Source organism: Rhodococcus sp. DN22, from assembly GCF_036669995.1.
Lineage (GTDB): Bacteria > Actinomycetota > Actinomycetes > Mycobacteriales > Mycobacteriaceae > Rhodococcus_F > Rhodococcus_F erythropolis.
The window spans coordinates 5416763-5432459 of record NZ_CP133326.1 but is presented as its reverse complement, the minus strand read 5'-3'; the positions used below and the strand labels follow the sequence as shown (position 1 = coordinate 5432459).

General features: G+C 61.4%; 18 protein-coding genes. 12 read left to right on the top strand and 6 right to left on the bottom strand.

Going from position 1 to position 15697, the window contains the following annotated elements; all coding sequences use genetic code 11:
* Nucleotides 1-23: 23 nt before the first annotated feature.
* The 3 genes from RA302_RS24910 to RA302_RS24900 all read left to right on the top strand — a co-directional run bounded on the left by RA302_RS24910 (nucleotide 24) and on the right by RA302_RS24900 (nucleotide 2665).
* Nucleotides 24-1103 carry a dipeptidase gene (locus RA302_RS24910; RefSeq protein ID WP_007732718.1) on the top strand — a complete coding sequence of 360 codons (1080 nt, stop codon included), beginning with the start codon at nucleotides 24-26 and terminating at the stop codon, nucleotides 1101-1103.
* Between the two features lie 32 nt (nucleotides 1104-1135).
* Nucleotides 1136-2071 carry an alpha/beta hydrolase gene (locus RA302_RS24905; RefSeq protein ID WP_030536974.1) on the top strand — a complete coding sequence of 312 codons (936 nt, stop codon included), beginning with the start codon at nucleotides 1136-1138 and terminating at the stop codon, nucleotides 2069-2071.
* 87 nt (nucleotides 2072-2158) lie between these two features.
* Entirely contained in the window at nucleotides 2159-2665 is a 507-nt protein-coding gene (locus RA302_RS24900) for a ClbS/DfsB family four-helix bundle protein (RefSeq protein WP_030536975.1), read from the top strand.
* Here the strand turns inward: RA302_RS24900 and RA302_RS24895 are convergent.
* Nucleotides 2656-3234, bottom strand: a complete 579-nt coding sequence (locus RA302_RS24895; RefSeq protein ID WP_030536976.1) for a GNAT family N-acetyltransferase — start codon at nucleotides 3232-3234, stop codon at nucleotides 2656-2658. The two genes, RA302_RS24900 and RA302_RS24895, sit on opposite strands and share 10 nt — an antisense overlap.
* A 214-nt stretch (nucleotides 3235-3448) precedes the next feature.
* Here RA302_RS24895 and RA302_RS24890 point away from each other — a divergent pair, with 214 nt between their 5' ends.
* Nucleotides 3449-4246 carry an SDR family NAD(P)-dependent oxidoreductase gene (locus RA302_RS24890; RefSeq protein WP_030536977.1) on the top strand — a complete coding sequence of 266 codons (798 nt, stop codon included), beginning with the start codon at nucleotides 3449-3451 and terminating at the stop codon, nucleotides 4244-4246.
* A 1-nt stretch (nucleotide 4247) separates the two neighbouring features.
* Here the strand turns inward: RA302_RS24890 and RA302_RS24885 are convergent, their stop codons facing one another.
* The 4 genes from RA302_RS24885 to RA302_RS24870 are packed head-to-tail and all read right to left on the bottom strand — an operon-like array spanning nucleotide 4248 to nucleotide 7014.
* Complete coding sequence (locus tag RA302_RS24885; protein ID WP_030536978.1) at nucleotides 4248-4706, bottom strand: nuclear transport factor 2 family protein; 459 nt, start codon at nucleotides 4704-4706, stop codon at nucleotides 4248-4250.
* Nucleotides 4707-4757: 51 nt separating this feature from the next.
* Nucleotides 4758-5546: an SDR family NAD(P)-dependent oxidoreductase gene (locus RA302_RS24880; RefSeq protein WP_020909164.1), complete on the bottom strand. Its 789-nt coding sequence runs from the start codon at nucleotides 5544-5546 to the stop codon at nucleotides 4758-4760.
* A gap of 30 nt (nucleotides 5547-5576) precedes the next feature.
* Entirely contained in the window at nucleotides 5577-5873 is a 297-nt protein-coding gene (locus RA302_RS24875) for a hypothetical protein (RefSeq protein ID WP_003940353.1), read from the bottom strand.
* Complete coding sequence (locus RA302_RS24870) at nucleotides 5851-7014, bottom strand: Rieske 2Fe-2S domain-containing protein (protein ID WP_003940257.1); 1164 nt, start codon at nucleotides 7012-7014, stop codon at nucleotides 5851-5853. The genes RA302_RS24875 and RA302_RS24870 overlap by 23 nt, the downstream gene beginning before the upstream one ends.
* Nucleotides 7015-7251: 237 nt before the next feature.
* On the opposite strand from RA302_RS24870, the gene hsaA reads away from it, so the two are divergent.
* The 7 genes from hsaA to RA302_RS24835 all read left to right on the top strand — a co-directional run bounded on the left by hsaA (nucleotide 7252) and on the right by RA302_RS24835 (nucleotide 13191).
* Nucleotides 7252-8418, top strand: a complete 1167-nt coding sequence (gene hsaA, locus RA302_RS24865; protein WP_030536979.1) for a 3-hydroxy-9,10-secoandrosta-1,3,5(10)-triene-9,17-dione monooxygenase oxygenase subunit — start codon at nucleotides 7252-7254, stop codon at nucleotides 8416-8418.
* Between the two features lie 38 nt (nucleotides 8419-8456).
* A complete protein-coding gene (locus tag RA302_RS24860) occupies nucleotides 8457-9749 on the top strand; it encodes a glutamine synthetase family protein (RefSeq protein WP_030536980.1) in 1293 nt (430 codons plus the stop codon).
* A gap of 65 nt (nucleotides 9750-9814) precedes the next feature.
* Nucleotides 9815-10174, top strand: a complete 360-nt coding sequence (locus RA302_RS24855) for a metalloregulator ArsR/SmtB family transcription factor (RefSeq protein ID WP_030536981.1) — start codon at nucleotides 9815-9817, stop codon at nucleotides 10172-10174.
* Nucleotides 10167-10628 (top strand): SRPBCC domain-containing protein, encoded by a 462-nt coding sequence (locus RA302_RS24850; RefSeq protein WP_030536982.1) that lies wholly within the window; start codon nucleotides 10167-10169, stop codon nucleotides 10626-10628. Before RA302_RS24855 ends, RA302_RS24850 begins: the two co-directional genes overlap by 8 nt.
* 81 nt (nucleotides 10629-10709) lie before the next feature.
* The gene (locus RA302_RS24845; RefSeq protein ID WP_030536983.1) at nucleotides 10710-11591 is read left to right on the top strand and encodes an SMP-30/gluconolactonase/LRE family protein; all 882 of its coding nucleotides are present in this window, start codon (nucleotides 10710-10712) and stop codon (nucleotides 11589-11591) included.
* Nucleotide 11592: 1 nt separating this feature from the next.
* On the top strand, nucleotides 11593-12609 hold the full coding sequence (locus RA302_RS24840) for a TIGR03617 family F420-dependent LLM class oxidoreductase (protein WP_030536984.1): 1017 nt from the start codon (nucleotides 11593-11595) through the stop codon (nucleotides 12607-12609).
* Between the two features lie 30 nt (nucleotides 12610-12639).
* The gene (locus RA302_RS24835; RefSeq protein WP_030536985.1) at nucleotides 12640-13191 is read left to right on the top strand and encodes a pyridoxamine 5'-phosphate oxidase family protein; all 552 of its coding nucleotides are present in this window, start codon (nucleotides 12640-12642) and stop codon (nucleotides 13189-13191) included.
* 79 nt (nucleotides 13192-13270) lie between these two features.
* Here the strand turns inward: RA302_RS24835 and RA302_RS24830 are convergent, their stop codons facing one another.
* Nucleotides 13271-14803 carry an FAD-dependent oxidoreductase gene (locus tag RA302_RS24830; protein WP_030536986.1) on the bottom strand — a complete coding sequence of 511 codons (1533 nt, stop codon included), beginning with the start codon at nucleotides 14801-14803 and terminating at the stop codon, nucleotides 13271-13273.
* 153 nt (nucleotides 14804-14956) lie between these two features.
* Between RA302_RS24830 and RA302_RS24825 the strand changes: the two genes are divergently transcribed.
* Complete coding sequence (locus RA302_RS24825; protein WP_030536987.1) at nucleotides 14957-15583, top strand: TetR family transcriptional regulator; 627 nt, start codon at nucleotides 14957-14959, stop codon at nucleotides 15581-15583.
* Nucleotides 15584-15697: the final 114 nt, after the last annotated feature.

The following is a 15697-nucleotide window of genomic DNA, read 5'->3' as shown; positions in this document are numbered from 1 at the left end:
GCACTACTTTTCGAGGAAAACTCATGATGAAACCTCTCGCTCCTTTTCCGGACGTGAATCACCCCGCGGCACTCGATGCTTACGGCCTTGCGCCGGTCATCGACGGTCACAACGATCTGGCCTGGACGGCTCGCGAAACTGCCGCATACTCGGTGGAGAATCTCGAGAAGGATTCCATCTTCCAAACCGACATCGACAAACTCGGTCGCGGCGGCGTCGGTGCGCAGTTCTGGTCGGTCTACACCCCGTGTGACCGGACGGAGCCAGAGGCGGTTCAGTACACACTCGAACAGATCGACTACGTGTACCGGATGATCGAGCGATATCCGGATACTTTCGAATTCGCGCGTACAGGTGACGACGTGCGTCGCATCTGGAGCGAGGGCAAGGTCGCGTCCTTGTTGGGCGCGGAGGGCGGTCACAGCATCGGCAGCTCGCTCGGTGTCCTGAGAATGATGGCGCGCCTTGGTCTTCGGTACATGACGCTGACGCACAACGACAACACCGGGTGGGCGGACTCCGCGACGGACACTCGAGTACACGGCGGGCTGACCGACTTCGGTCGCGAGATCGTGCGCGAAATGAATCGGCTCGGCGTACTCGTCGACCTGTCGCACGTCTCGGTGGAAACGATGAGAGATGCCATCGAGACGTCGTCGGCGCCGGTGATTTTCAGCCATTCGTCGTGCTCTCAGCTATGCGGTCACCCCCGTAATGTTCCCGACGACGTCATGCGACTGCTCGCGGACAACGGCGGGGTCATCATGATCGCCTTTGTACCCATGTTCCTTTCTGCCGAGTACAACGAATGGTTCAAAGGCGGGCGAGTCGGCCCACGACCGGCGATGACAGTGGACCATCTCGCCGACCACGTCGAGCATGCCCGAGACGTCGCGGGCATCGACCACATCGGTTTGGGCAGTGACTACGATGGGTTCGACGACTTTCCGGACGGTATGCAGGACGTATCCGGTTTCGCGGTGTTGATAGACCGTCTGGCGGAACGCGGTTGGTCCGCGGAGGACTTGGCAAAGCTGATGGGCAACAACGTGTTGCGTGTGCTCGACGAGACCAGTGCGGCCTCGATGTCGAGCCTTTCCTAGCCGTATCGACGCCCGAGAAGATGAGGATGAGAATGAAGAAGATTCGTACCTTTGCACTGAAGCTGGTTGCTTCGGTGTCCGTAGTTCTGGTTGTGCTGGTATCGATAGCGCTCGTATTCAATGTCGGCTCCAGCAAAGCGAGCGTTCCGGCCGGGGAGACGGGCAACCAGTTCGTGTCCGTCGACGGAAAGAACATGAGCTACTCGATCCGCGGCAACGGCGATCAGACCATAGTGCTGTTACCCGGGTTCGGAACGTCCGCACCGATTCTCGACTTCACACCGCTTGTCAACGAGCTCGCACCCGACTACCGCGTCGTCACGATCGAGCCCTTCGGTTACGGCTACAGTGACGGAACGGACAAGGACCGCACGACTGCGAACATCGTCGAAGAGATTCATACGGCAGTACAGTCGCTGGGAATTGACGAATACATCCTCATGGGGCACTCGATCACTGGTCTCTATGCGCTGGACTACACCGCGAAGTACCGTGACGAGGTCACCGCATTCGTGGGTATCGACAGCAGTGTTCCAGGGCAGCCGAACATGGATACCAAATTCCCGATCGACGCACTCCGAGTTGGAAGGCAATTGGGCTTGGCGGAATTGCTGTCCAAGGTCGTCGGTGGTGAAGCCTCGGACGAGTACCTCGATCCCGCCGCGAAGGACGAGATGCGACAGTTGACTGCGAAGAACAACTTCAGCGATACCTATCTCAACGAGATGGATCATCTTTCCAGTAACTTCGCTGAAGCAATCGGCAAGACGTTCCCAGCCGATCTTCCGATTCTGTTGTTCGCCGTGAACAATTCAGAAGTTCAGGGCTGGACAGAGCTGCACGAGGGGCAGGCAGCCTCCGTCGACCACGGAGAGGTGATCTTGCTGGACGGAGACCACTACCTGCACCACACCAGGTCGAAGGAAATCGCCGAGAACCTCGGAAGGTTCTTGGGTGAGCTGAACTGAATCCGGGAGGACGTTAAAGTTGGAGGCGGGGCCATCGAGTCGAGATGGTCCCGCTTCTTTCTTCTCCACTGATCGTTCGGAGGCATTGTGGCGCAGACCTGGTCACGCGAAGAACTGGTGAGCGAGCTGGACTCGGCGTATTCGAAACTTGAAGCGTTACTCGACGGCGTCGCCGAGGCCGATGCGTTCGACGCCGTTGCCGTCGACGCGTGGACGGTGCACGACGTACTCGCTGTGCGTGTCTGGTGGGCAGAGGCCGTCGCAGAGTGGATAGGTGCCGGGCTGCGAGACGAGGCTCCGCAGACGCCGGCGGCGGGTTACAAGTGGACGCAAACACCCGCACTGAACCAGTCGGTTGTCGACGCGAGCATCGACATTCCGGCTCAGGAGCTTCGTGACCGCTTGGGAGCTGCTGTTGCGATATTGCGCAACTACATCGAGACCCTTGACGACGATCAACTGCTGTCGGTCGGGGTTTTCTCGTGGGCCCGGACGTGGCCGGTCTCGAGGTGGATCGCCGTCAACACGATCACCCAATACGCGTCGTTGTCGAAAATGATTCGGCGAGTGCTGAAGTCGAACAATCAGCCCTGAAGTCGATGCATCCGCCATACGTCCGGTCCGTCGGGGAGCGAGGTCTGGCCGACGATCGTGAAACCGAACCGTTGGTACAGCGGTAGATTTCGTTCGGTCGACGTATCGAGCCAGCAATTCTGTTCGGTTCGATCCAGTTCCGCCAAAGCATGTTTCAGTAGCGCAGAACCCAATCCGGTTCCGCGTGAGCGCGGCGTCGTACCGATCGTTGCCAACGACCACGCGTTGTCGGGGACGGGAAGCGCAGACAGTTGTTCGTCAGCCTGAAGAACGCGCTCGAACCGATCTCCGTGCAGTTCGACGATCTTCTCGACGGTCGCTTCATCAGGCTCTGGAGCGTCCGGCGGCAGGACTGCGATGACGCCGTTGCCGGAATCGTCTATGTAGGAACGCCCGAACGGTAGTGCCAGGTGTTCGAGGTAGATCCGTTGCAGAGTCGCGACGCGTTCCACGTGGGAGTCTTCGGCGACGCACCAGTTCGTCCAGGGGTAGTCGGCAAACGCCTCGCCGAGAACCTCGGCGGCACGGTCGAGGTCGTCGATGGACAGCGGTCGAACAGAATTCTGCATAGTGCCACTTCAGCACAGTGAGGTCTTCCGTCGCCACTCGATTTCGGCGGTGTAGCAGGTGCGCGGGCCGTGGTCACGTACTTGTGAGTTCATTCAAGAAAGTTGGACGAGGCTGTCGATCCTGCGTTGACTGGTAGTGATCGGGCAATCGCCGAGCTGTCAACTCCGGGCACGTGAGATCCGGGTACGGCGATTCTCCGCGAAAGGAACAGATATGAACAGGCTCGAAAGCAAGAGTGTAGTGATCACAGGCGCCGCCAGTGGAATCGGGCGTGCAGCAGCACAACTCATGGCGGCAGAGGGCGCCAAGGTGTTGGTCGCCGACCTCGATCCTGCGCGTGCAGAGGAAGCGGCGGTGGCGATTCGCGAGACCGGTGGCAATGCACTGGGTTTCGGCGTCGATGTCATGAACGAGGACTCTCTGGCAGCGATGATCGAAAAGGCGGTCGCCGAATTCGGCGGCATCAACGTCCTGTGTAATCACGTGGGCGGTAGTAACCCGCGCAAGGATCTCGACCTGCTCCGGATGGACTTGGACGAGTGGGATCGCGTGATGTCGCTCAACGTCCGCAGCACTGTCGTCGCTTCACGACTTGCCATTCCGCACATGAACAGTGCCGGTGGAGGATCGATCGTCAACACGGCCTCGGTAGGTGGATTGATCGGGGATTCCCTGCAGTCTGCCTACGGATCCGCCAAAGCGGCAGTCATTCGTCTGACGCAGTACATCGCAGTCCAGCACGGAGCAAACGGTGTTCGGTGCAATGCCGTAGCGCCGGGCGCGATCATGACACCCGCTCTCGTCGTGGACAACATCCCCGCTGATGTCATCGACGGCATGAAGCAGGCAAACGCCCTGCCTTACCTCGGCGAACCCGAAGACATCGCGCATGCCATGGTCTACCTGGCTTCGGACGAATCTCGCTACATGACGGGGCAGACCCTGGTGGTCGACGGCGGACTCACCAGCAAGAGTCCGCTCGCGACCGGCCGTTCGTCGATGTTGAGCTGAATCAGCTCCGCCAACCGCTGGGGCCGGCGCCCAGAACCTCGATGGATCCCTGACTGGCGTGTGAATGCTTGGTGCGGTGCGTCATTCGCCACTTTCCGTCGATCCGCGCCCATGAGTCGTGGTAGTCGCCGAGGGTGAAGAAGTTCAGGTGAGCCTTGCTCCCGGTGCCCACATGCATGTCGCTGACATAGGAGCGGCTGGTGGCGAGATCGCCGACCACCTCGACCAGCACGTTACCGATCAGATGTTGGGTGGGACCGCACTCGTCGAGGAACGAGCGGATGGACGCCACTACCTCGGCGGGTCCGCACAGAGTTCCGGTGCCCAATTCTGCCGTAGCGTCCGGCGTCATGATCCGGTGGAGTTCATCCCACGCTCGCGCATCCATGGCTCGGGCGAACTCGAAGATGGAGCGGGTGATCTCGCGTTCGTCGAGAAGAGTGGTGATGTCGATGCTCATGCTGTGCGCCTTTCTTAACGTCGGGGGGTTAATAAAGGCGCACAGCAGATGTCAGCGGTTGAGCAGCTTGCGCATCGCTTCGGCAGCGCCCTTGACCATCTTGTCTCGGGGGAAGCCACTGCGCTTCTTGGCGCCTTCGTAGTTTCCTGCAGCCACCCAGATCGGGCCGTCGGCAAGGTGTTCGAGACCTTCACGTGCAACATCTTCGGGCTCTGCGACGTTCATGCCCGGGATGTCGAAGTTCAGTCCCGCGCGAATCATAGCGGGTGTGCGAGTGACACCGAGAATGAACTCGACGACGTGAACGCCGTACGGCTGGAGTTCGAGCCACAGGCTTTCGGCGAAGATGCGCCCGAATGCCTTGGACGCCGCGTAGATGCTCTGGTGCTCGGAGCCCATGAATCCGGCCAGCGAACCGAGCAGCATGATGCCGCCGCGTCCGCGATCCTTCATCAATCCGCCGAAGTGGTGCGAGAGTTCGAGCTGCTTGTTGATGTTCAGCTCGATGACTCCGGCAAATCCCGTCAGATCTCCGGTGACGAACTCGTGGCCGTAGCTGTTGGCGCCGGCGTTGAAAATGAGGAGACCAACCTCGACGTCGTCGGTGACTGCCTTGATCTGATCGAGCGCGTCCGGAACGAGCAGATCCAATGCGAGAGTGCGTACTTCGACGCCGTTGGCGCGTGCCTTGGCCGCGGTCTCCTCGAGCGGGCCCGGCTTGCGGGCGATGAGAACGAGGTTGATGCCGATCTTGCTGAGCTCGTCGGCGAACCCTGCGCCGACACCTTCTGAACCGCCGGCGATGACTGCCCACGGGCCGTAGTACTGAGGATCGATCATTACTACCTTCTTCGAAAGATGTTGGCTTGACTAGTGAAACGGAGTCGGTACGGGTTCGCTGTCGTCGACGATCGGCTGAGGCACCGGCTCGTCGTTGAGGATCTCGAGTTCGCCCGCTGTTGCAGCGTTCACGATGGACGCGATCAAGGCGCCGCACTGCTTGCGAGGGGCACCGGGTCGTCCCTCTCGCTGCCCGAATTCACGGTCGTCGGCGATTTCGAGGCACTGGGCGCGGGCCTGGTCACTCCACTGAACGGTGGTGTGTTCCCAACTGTTCTTCTGGACCAGGACCTGAGCCTTGCACTCAGCGCACTGAAGAGGCTGCATCTTCGTCTGCCTTCTTTGCAGCGAGGTTGTCTTCGACTTCCTTCTGCCAGGCTGCGACGGGTCGCGCGGTGTCGAGTTCGAATTCGAAGCGCTCGGTCATCTCGGGAGCGATGTCCGCGACATCGACGTAGAACTGTTCGTACCAGCGACGGAGCTGGTAGACCGGGCCGTCTTCTTCGCACAGGAGCGGGTTCTCGATGCGAGTCTTGTTTTTCCAGATCTCGACGTCCTGCTCGAAGCCCTTGGCGATGAACGTGCCGAAGTTCGCGGCCATCGCGTCGGCGGCTTCACCCTGGAAGCGATCCGACTTCTTGACGATGATGCCGTACTGGAGCACGAACTTGTCAGCGCTGACCGGGTAGTGGCAGTTGATGAGCACAGAGTCGACGTTGTAGTCCTCGTACTCGTAGGTCAGGTCGTCGACCATGAAGGAGGGGCCGAAGTACGTGGCAACCGAGTTGCTGCCGACCATCTTCGGGGTGCCGGCTGCGTGGGGACGCATGTCCGAGCGAGCGACGCCGCGCATGTACTGCGTTGCGGCGTGGCCTTCGAAGACGTTCTTGAAGTACGTCGGGAAGGAGTAGTGCACGTAGAAGAAGTGCGCCATGTCGACGATGTTGTCGACGATTTCGCGGCAGTTGGTGTCGACGGTCGTGGTGTACCAGACCCAGTCGCTCCACTCGTCGCTGAGCGCGCCTTCGATGCGGGGGATAGCCACGTCGTCGGTCGGCGGGTTGCCCTCGGGGTCGTGCCAGACGAAGAGCATGCCGTCCTGGTCGAGGGTTTGCCAGGCGCGCGTCTTGGCCAGCGGGGGGACGCGGCGTGCGTACGGAATCTTCTGGCACTTGCCGTTGCCGCCCCAGCGCCAATCGTGGAATGGACAGGCAATGGCGTCGCCCTTGATGGTGCCCTGGCTCAAGTCGCCACCCATGTGACGGCAGTACGCGTCGAGGATCTTGACGTTGCCTTCACTGTCGGCGAAGACGACCAGTTTGGTGCCGAACGCCTCGATGGAGTGCGGCTGGCCGTCCTTGAAGGACTCCGTGAGTCCAATGCAGTGCCATCCACGCGCAAAGCGTGTAGGCGCGGTTCCAGCTTGGATCTCGCGAACCTCGTCGTTGTCGGACTGAGTGATCGTCACGATGAGTCCCGTCCTTTCCAGGGGCAGTGTCGACGCCCGACGCTAGGGGAGCGTGAATTGCCTCTGGGGTCTCGTCTCACTGGCCGGGACCATCGGCGAACGCGAGGATCCGGCGGCTGATCCCGGCCTCCGGGACTTCCGATCACCGGAACGCGTGACCGACATATCGTGACGGGGCAGCCGTTATGTCTATCTGCCGATCCGCTCCCTCACGGTTCGGTGCGAGGAGTGTCTCCCATGGTCAACAAGGTTCTGAGTTCAGTCCGTGATCTGCTCCCGAAGATCGCGGCCCGCGCTCAGAAGGTCGACGATTCGCGCAAGATCTCCGAACGGACCATCCGGGAGCTGTCCGAAGCCGGCGTCTTCTCCATGCTGGCGCCGAAAAGATACGGAGGTGCCGAGAGCGACCCGGTTCAGTTCTACGAAGTGGTCAGGGCCATCTCGGCTGCCTGCGGCTCGACCGGTTGGGTCGCGTCGGTGGTGGGGGTGCACCCGTGGCACCTTGCACTTTTCGACGACCGAGCGCAGGCCGACGTGTGGGGAGAGGATCAGACGACGCTCATCTCGTCCGCCTACGCGCCGGTCGGTCGACTGACGGCGGTGGACGGAGGCTACGAGCTATCGGGCCAGTGGGGTTTCTCCTCCGGTTGCGACCACGCGAGTTGGGCGTTGCTGGGAGCGATGGTGGTCGGCATGGATGGTCGTCCCGTCGATTTCATGACGGTGTTGGTGCCGCGCACCGATTACGAAATCCGTGACGTGTGGGATGTCGTGGGGATGCGGGGCACCGCGAGCAACGAGATCGTGGTCGTCAAGGCATTCGTTCCCGAGCACCGATTGAAGCGCAACTACGAGACCGCACAACTTCGCGGCCCAGGCCAAGCAGTCAATCCTGGTCCGCTGTACAAGCTTCCGTTCGGGAGTATCTTCACCTCGACGGTTGCCGCTCCGTGTGTGGGCATCGTCGCCGGTTGTTACGAGGGGTACCTGGACGTGATGCGTGAGCGCGTCCGTCTGAGTTTGGGTGGCGGACGGTTCAGTGAGGATCAGTTCGCTCAGGTCGCCGTCGCACGTGCGTCGTCGGAGATCGATGCTGCGATTCTGCAGATGGATCGCAATATCCGGGAGATGTACGAACTTGCTGTGGCCGGTCAGGAGCTCCCACTCTCGATGAGGCTGCGTGCGCGTCGTGATCAGGTTCGTGCGACGGAACGCTCGGTGGAAGCGATCGACATGCTTTTCAAGACGGCAGGCGGGAACTCCCTCTCTCGCGGAAACCCGATCGAGCGTGCGTGGCGTGACGTTCATGCGGGCAGCGTTCACGTTGCCAACGAACCCGAGCGCGCGTTGGCGCTCTACGGCCGGGCGGCGTTCGGACTGCCGGTGGAGGACAACCTGATCTGACGGGTTGGCGCGTCACCGGGTGGGGTATTTGCCTTTGGATGAGGGAAGTACCGGCTCTGACCATCGGCTCGATCGTCGACATGGCGGGTGTCGCGCGCGCGAAGGTGATGCCGGCCGGCCGAACCGGTGTCTTCGAGAAAGCCGGTGCGGGAGTCTCACCGAGCTGGAACGTCTTCTGTAGCGACGATCGGATTGCCTTCACCGATTCCTTTTCCGTCGTGGGTGATCTCCGGTTGCGTATCGACCGCTCCGACCTCCGTGATCTCGGCGGGGGCGTGTCGTGGGCGCCGGCGACGTTGCACGAGCAAGACGGTGCGACGGCTGCCGTGTGTACTCGGTCCGCACTCACTGCCGTCGTGGCGCGGCTTGCCGCCGACGGACTGGAAGCTCGGGTGGGTCACGAGATCGAGTTCACTCTTTTCGGTGATGCGTGCGACGGTGCGTGGTCGGCGTACGGGTTAGGTGCAGTCCTGCGCCGCGAGGACTTCCTCAAGGACCTTCTGCGCAATGCCGAACGCGCACAACTTCATATCGAGCAAGTGCATGCAGAGTACGGACCGGATCAATTCGAGATCTCCATCGCTCCGGCAACTCCTGTTCAGGCTGCCGACCTGGTGACACTGGCCCGGATCTTGATCAGCCGCACTGCCAGAGCTCACGGATTGGCGGCCTCGTTTTCACCGATACCTACGGTCGGAGGTGCAGGGAACGGTGCACACCAGCACTTTTCGTTGAACTCAGGTGGGCGGCCCGTCTTCTCCGGTGGCGGGCAGGAGTACGGGATGACCGACAAAGGATCATCAGCTTTGGGTGGAATCCTCTCTCACCTCACGGAATTCACGGCCGTCTTTGCGTCCTCACCGCTCTCCGGGGTCAGGCTGCGACCGGACAATTGGTCGGGGGCCTACGTCTGTTGGGGGCTCGAGAACCGGGAAGCGGCACTGAGGTTCTGCGCCGAGTCACCGTCGAATCCACACGGCGCCAACGCCGAAGTGAAAATCGTCGATCCATCGGCCAACCCGTATCTGGCGACCGCTGCGATACTTGGCCTTTCGCATATCGGTATCGGCAATGCCTCGCCATTGCCGCCGGAAATTGGGGTGAACCCGTCGACTCTCACGGAGGCGGAACGTGATGAGCGCGGGGTGACCCGAGTCCCCACCGATCTGCGCGAGATAGTGCAGAAGTTCAACTCCTCCTCGGTGGCGAAGGAAATCTTCGGGGAGTCGATCATCGAAGCGATGGTGTCGGTGAAGGGAGTTGAGCGCGAGACTTTCTCCCAGATGGACGAGGCGACAACCGTCGAGCGGCTTCGATATACCTGGAGCTGAAAGGGTTGACGCGCAAGATGTCGAGTCCTATGTTTAAGCTATTCCTTAATTAAGGAGTTGCTTATATGGACGAGCGAAGTGGCCGACTCGATGCAGTGTTCAGCGCATTGGCCGACCCGACGAGGCGTGAAATGCTCTCTCGCCTCACTGATGGTTCGATGACCGTCGGTGAGTTGGCCGAGCCGTTCGAAATGAGTCGACCCGCCATCTCTCAGCATCTGAAGGTGCTCGAGCGAGCCGGTCTCATCGAACGAACCACCACCGCGCAATGGCGCACGTGCACCCTTCGCGCAGAGGGTCTCGACGACGCCAGCGCCTGGGTCGACGAACACCGGCGAGGCTGGAACGAACGCTTCGACCTCCTCGACGAGCGTCTACGTGAGCTGAAACAACGTCGACCGAAGAAGGAGAAGGACAATGAGTGACCGGAATGCCGATGCCACTGCAGAATTCACCATCACCCGGATCTTCGACGCGCCGCGCGACCTTGTCTGGCAGGCGTGGACCGACCCCGACGAGGCGGCGCGCTGGTGGCATCCGAAGGGTGTCAGCAGTCCCCGTGAGCATGTCACGATCGATCCCAGAGTTGGCGGAACGTACCGCTACCTGATGATCAACGACGAGAACGGAGCCGAGTACCCCACCGGCGGAACCTATCTCGAGGTCGACGAGCCGAAGAGGCTGGTCTTCACCTGGGGAAATCCGAGTGATCCGGTGGATGCCGCACCTCGGATAACGGTCACGCTCGCAGAACGGGGTGACAAAACCGAAATGACCTTCCACCTGGTAGGAATTCCGGGATTCAAGGGTGACGGGAATGTGTACGACGGATGGGAATCCGCTTTCGACGTGTTGGACGAAGTTCGCGCCGGCGACTAGTCGGGAATCGGACACCGCGACAGCGGTGCCGGTGATTGAATGGGGCTGATAGTCCATTCTTCACCGACGCAGGAGAGCCCGATGGCACCAGAAGTTGCGGTAGTTCTCGAGGGATACACCTACTTCGAATGCCCGCGCTGGCACGAGAACCGGATCTGGGTATCGGACTTCTACACCTACCAGGTGATTTCGGCCTGCGAGGACGGGACAGACATACGCGTCGAGGCGGAGGTTCCAGGGCAGCCGTCCGGGCTGGGGTGGCTTCCGGACGGCAGATTACTGGTCGTCTCCATGCGGGACCAGAAGATTCTGCGGCGAGAATCCGATGGCGAGTTGGTGGTGCACGCAGACTTGTCCGGGTACGTCAGTGCCAACGTCAACGACATGCTGGTCGACGCACAGGGACGAGCGTACGTGGGCAACTTCGGGTTCGATCTGATGAACCTGGCCCCCGTCGAGACGGCAGATCTCCTCCGCGTCGACCCCGACGGATCGGTGCACGTCGTCGCGCGAGATCTCCACTTCCCCAACGGAATGGCTCTGACGTCGACCGGAGATCTGCTCGTGGACGAAACGCTGGGAAATCGAATCAGTGCGTTTGCCGTCCAGGCCGACGGCTCTCTGGGTGAACGCCGCGACTGGGCGTCGTTCGGGCCGGTGCCTGGTGGACCCGAGATGGAGACCACCCTCGCTCAGATCGTCGTTGCGGCGGACGGGTGTTGTATCGACGGAGACGATTCGATGTGGGTGGCCGATGCCCTCGGAAGCCGTGTTCTTCATGTGGGCGCCAGCGGGGAGATAGTCGACGAAATTGCCTTCGACAGCGGTGTCTTCGCTTGCGGACTCGGCGGTTCCGACGGTCGTACCCTGTTCGTTTGTGCCGCCCCGGATTTCAATGAACACGCTCGCAAGGTGGCTACCGAAGGAAAGCTGCTGTCGATTCGCCTGGAGCCTTTGAGCTGATATGGAATTGGTGACCTCGCTACCTGCCGACACTCCGCTGCGGCAGGTAGCTCAGCACGTCCGACGCATCGAGAACCTTGGTTTCGACACGGTGCACATCTCCGAAACCATTCGTGATCCGTTTGCGGTGGCGGCCCTGGCCGTCGAGCACAGCAGTACTCTCGCTGTCCGGACGTCGATGGTTGTCGCGTTTGCGCGCAGTCCCATGGTGACGGCTTTGGCTGCCTGGGATCTTGCGGGTTTCTCGGGTGGACGATTTCAACTGGGGCTTGCGACGCAGGTGCGTGGGAACATCGTCGGGCGGTACTCGATGCCGTGGACGGATCCTGTTGCGCAACTGCGTGATTACGTCAGCGCTGTACGCGAGATCTTCCGAGTGTTTCAGGAGGGCGGTGAACTCGACCATGCCGGAACGCACTACACCTTCGACCGGCTGCAGCCCTACTTCAATCCCGGGCCGCTCGATGTTCCGGCTCCGGAGATCTGGACCGGGGGAGTGAACTCGCGCATGTGCTCACTGGCGGGAGCCGTCGCCGACGGTTTTGTTTCTCACCCCACCAGCTCCCATCCGAAGGTGCTCGCGGAGAGGATCATTCCATCGTTGACGGCAGGAGGAAGGAAGCCGCGACTGATTGCCGTTCCGAAGATGATCACCGGCAAAGATCCTGCCGCGATACTTGCTCAACGAGAAGCGGTGCGCAGTGAACTTGCCTTTCTCTACTCCACTCCGGCGTACCGAGTCGCGCTGGAGGTCCTCGGATTATCCGAGGTCGGGGAAGAACTGACAGTGATGGCGCGGGCAGGTGATTGGGCTCGACTACCTGACGTCCTCACCGACGATGTTCTCGACAGGCTGGTCACGCAATGCACCTACGCCGAACTCCCCGAGGTGCTGAGTTCGAAATACGCGAGTCTCTGCGACGGCATTGAACTGGCGGTGCCGGCGAATCCCGCCGACGACCGCGTCTTCGCAGCGATGTGTGAGGAGATTCGAGCCGCCGCAGCGTCTGCCCCGTGACGTCCAGTCGGCGCGAACTACACTCTCGACATGGGGCGCGTCTACGAAGGCATCGATGAAAAGCTCACCACGTGGTTGCAGGCTCAACCGCTGTTCGTCGTTGCCACCGCACCGTTGTCTGCTGACGGGTTGGTCAATTGCTCACCCAAAGGGGGAGTCGGATCGTTTGTGGTGCTGACATCCAACCGGGTGGCGTACCTCGACCTCACCGGCAGCGGTGTGGAAACCATCGCGCACGTGCGCGAGAACTCCCGAATAACACTGATGTTCATGGCGTTTGACGGACCACCGAAGATCGTACGACTGCACGGTCACGGACACGTTCTGCTTGCAGGGTCGGAACCGTTCAACGAGCTTGTCGGTAGGTTCCCTGAGCACCCGGGGCTGCGGTCGATCGTCGTGGTCGATCTGACGCGCATTTCGGATTCGTGCGGATTCGCAGTACCGCTGATGGACTACCAATCCGATCGTGACGTGCTCGACCGCGTAGCGGAGAAGAGGGGGCCGGAGCGGCTCATCGCCTATCGCGCCGAGAAGAACGCGAAGAGTGTGGACGGGTTGCCCGGTATCGACCTGGAGTGATACAAAATCGCGTCGCCGTGCGAAAGAGTGTGGGGCAGGTGATTCTGACATTGCCTGCCCCACGTCCTCGTTGTGCTGGTTACTTCGCCATGTCCTGGGCTGCTCGGTACGAGAAGACCATGGCCGTGCCGAGCGGAACGCCAGGACCGGGGTAGAAGCGGCCGCTCAGTGACGCGCTCGTGTTGCCGGCGGCGTACAGGCCGTCGATGGCGCTGCCGTCGGCACGCAGGACTCGACCGTTGACGTCGGTGACCAATCCGCCCTTGGTGCCGAGGTCACTGAGGACGATGCGGGCCGCGTAGAACGGACCGTTCTCGATCGCCGTCAGTGCCGCATTCGCGCCGCCGTTGGGTGGGCAGAAGAATGCGTCGTACGGGTCTTCGCCGCGATGGAACTCTTCGTCGACTCCCAGCTTTGCGGCGTCGTTGAACTTTTCGACAGTGCTGCGCAATGCGTCGGCCGGCAGTCCGGTCTTGGCGGCGAGTTCTTCGAGAGTGTCGGCGGCGAACCAGGTTCCGGCCTCGAGGTGCTTGGCGGGCGCCGTGTTCGGGATGCAGATGGCAGGCAGTCCGCCACCCTCGCGCGAGTCGAAGATCATGAACGACGGCACTGCAGAACCGTTGTCGTCGTGCGCATCCATGGCCCGGCCGAACTGGTCGTACGGGAGAGACTCGTTGAGGTAACGCTCGCCCGCGTTGTCGACGACGAGTCCGCCGCGAACGCCGACCATGAATGCGGCGCTGCCGTCCGGCTGCTCGACGCCGGGGCAGAACCACGCCTGATCGAGCAAAGCGGTTGCGCCACCGACAGCAATTCCGGCGGAGATCGCGTCACCGGTGTTGGCGCCGAAGGGACCCATACTCCAGATCGCTTTGCCGGGGGTGCCGGCCTGCTCACGCATCTCGGCGTTGCCTTCGATGCCGCCCGCTGCCATCAGCACACCGCGGTTCGCCTTGATTCGCTGGGTTTCGCCGCCGGATTCGACCTCGGCGCCGACAACCCGACCGTCTTCCACGATCAGGGAGGTGAGGATGGATTCGGTACGAAGTTCTGCGTTACCGGTGCTCTGGACTGCGGCCAGCAGTCGGCCGATCAGTGCGCGCCCACCGATCATCGGGCCGGGAGCATGATCCTGACCGGTGCGGTCTTGGTCGAGTTCCGGACGCACCTTGCCGGCGAGGTCACCGATGTCGGCGGGATCGAGATCGAGAGGGTTGATGGAGCGTCCCGTGTCCATCCGGCCTTCGGCCTTGTAGTAGTCGGGGAACGCACGGAACTCGAATTCGATGTGCGGGTTCTGCTCGAGTAGTGCGACGACATCGGGAGCGGTCTCGACATAGGCATCCTGGCGCTCGGACTCGGCGTCGCCGAGCAATGCGCGCAGATAGGTGCGTGCGTTCTCCGTCGAGTCGGGGAGTCCCGCACGTTCCTGTACTTGGGTTCCCGGCAGCCAGATGGATGCGCCCGAGTACGCGGAAGTTCCGCCGAAGCGATCGGTTTTCTCGAGGACGATCGTCGTCAATCCTCGAGCTGCCGCGGTGTATGCGCCGGTCAGCGCGCCGCCGCCGGAGCCGACTACCAACACGTCGCACTCGGTGGTCCAGTCCTGCATCATTGCGTCCTTACTCCAAGAGGGTGGGGTGTCCACGGAATACCGCACGGGGAGAGAAGGCCATGCCAGGTCCCACTGAGCGGGCAATATGCCGAGATGGGTGGTCGAGATGAGAGAATTGGCGAGGTCGTTCGCGACCGGGACACAGAATCGATGATGGGGGCGACGTTGCCGAGAATTGCCGAGGTCAGGGACGCTGCAGAGCCCAGTTCGGACGAGCAGCGGGCGCGCCATGTGCGGATGCTGGAAGCGGCAGCCGAATTGGGGACCGAGAAGGAACTCTCACGGGTACAGATGCACGAGGTCGCCAAGCGGGCGGGCGTGGCCATCGGCACTCTTTATCGCTATTTCCCCTCGAAGACGCACCTCTTCGTCGCTGTGATGGTCGAGCAGATCGACCAGATCGGTGCCAGCTTTGTCAGGCATCAGGTTCAGTCGGACAATCCGCAGGATGCGGTGTACGAGGTATTGGTTCGCGCGACTCGCGGGTTACTGCGTCGGCCGGCTCTCTCGACTGCGATGCTGCAGTCGTCCAGTACCGCCAACGTCGCGACGGTGCCGGACGTGGGAAAGATCGATCGCGGCTTCCGGCAGATAATCCTCGACGCGGCCGGGATCGAGAACCCCACCGAGGAAGACAACACCGGGTTGCGTCTGCTGATGCAGCTGTGGTTCGGGGTCATCCAATCGTGCCTCAACGGTCGAATCTCCATCCCCGATGCGGAGTACGACATCCGCAAGGGATGCGACCTGCTTCTGGTGAATCTCTCACGGCACTGACGTGACTTCGCCCCTCTCTGGGGAGGGTTCGTCATGTTCGCAAAATTGAAATAAATTCTATTTTTGAATCCGCATCAGTTGAGAGTTGATGTCAATCCGGACATTGCCCTGACA

Excerpts from the sequence above, each read along its gene's own strand:
- RA302_RS24850 (WP_030536982.1), top strand. The coding sequence starts at position 10,167 with ATGAGTGACCGGAATGCCGATGCCACTGCAGAATTCACCATCACCCGG.
- hsaA (WP_030536979.1), top strand. The coding sequence starts at position 7,252 with ATGGTCAACAAGGTTCTGAGTTCAGTCCGTGATCTGCTCCCGAAGATC.
- RA302_RS24885 (WP_030536978.1), bottom strand. The coding sequence starts at position 4,706 with ATGAGCATCGACATCACCACTCTTCTCGACGAACGCGAGATCACCCGC.
- RA302_RS24825 (WP_030536987.1), top strand. The coding sequence starts at position 14,957 with ATGATGGGGGCGACGTTGCCGAGAATTGCCGAGGTCAGGGACGCTGCA.
- RA302_RS24860 (WP_030536980.1), top strand. The coding sequence starts at position 8,457 with ATGAGGGAAGTACCGGCTCTGACCATCGGCTCGATCGTCGACATGGCG.
- RA302_RS24845 (WP_030536983.1), top strand. The coding sequence starts at position 10,710 with ATGGCACCAGAAGTTGCGGTAGTTCTCGAGGGATACACCTACTTCGAA.
- RA302_RS24835 (WP_030536985.1), top strand. The coding sequence starts at position 12,640 with ATGGGGCGCGTCTACGAAGGCATCGATGAAAAGCTCACCACGTGGTTG.
- RA302_RS24890 (WP_030536977.1), top strand. The coding sequence starts at position 3,449 with ATGAACAGGCTCGAAAGCAAGAGTGTAGTGATCACAGGCGCCGCCAGT.
- RA302_RS24855 (WP_030536981.1), top strand. The coding sequence starts at position 9,815 with ATGGACGAGCGAAGTGGCCGACTCGATGCAGTGTTCAGCGCATTGGCC.
- RA302_RS24875 (WP_003940353.1), bottom strand. The coding sequence starts at position 5,873 with ATGCAGCCTCTTCAGTGCGCTGAGTGCAAGGCTCAGGTCCTGGTCCAG.
- RA302_RS24840 (WP_030536984.1), top strand. The coding sequence starts at position 11,593 with ATGGAATTGGTGACCTCGCTACCTGCCGACACTCCGCTGCGGCAGGTA.
- RA302_RS24910 (WP_007732718.1), top strand. The coding sequence starts at position 24 with ATGATGAAACCTCTCGCTCCTTTTCCGGACGTGAATCACCCCGCGGCA.
- RA302_RS24830 (WP_030536986.1), bottom strand. The coding sequence starts at position 14,803 with ATGCAGGACTGGACCACCGAGTGCGACGTGTTGGTAGTCGGCTCCGGC.
- RA302_RS24895 (WP_030536976.1), bottom strand. The coding sequence starts at position 3,234 with ATGCAGAATTCTGTTCGACCGCTGTCCATCGACGACCTCGACCGTGCC.
- RA302_RS24905 (WP_030536974.1), top strand. The coding sequence starts at position 1,136 with ATGAAGAAGATTCGTACCTTTGCACTGAAGCTGGTTGCTTCGGTGTCC.
- RA302_RS24880 (WP_020909164.1), bottom strand. The coding sequence starts at position 5,546 with ATGATCGATCCTCAGTACTACGGCCCGTGGGCAGTCATCGCCGGCGGT.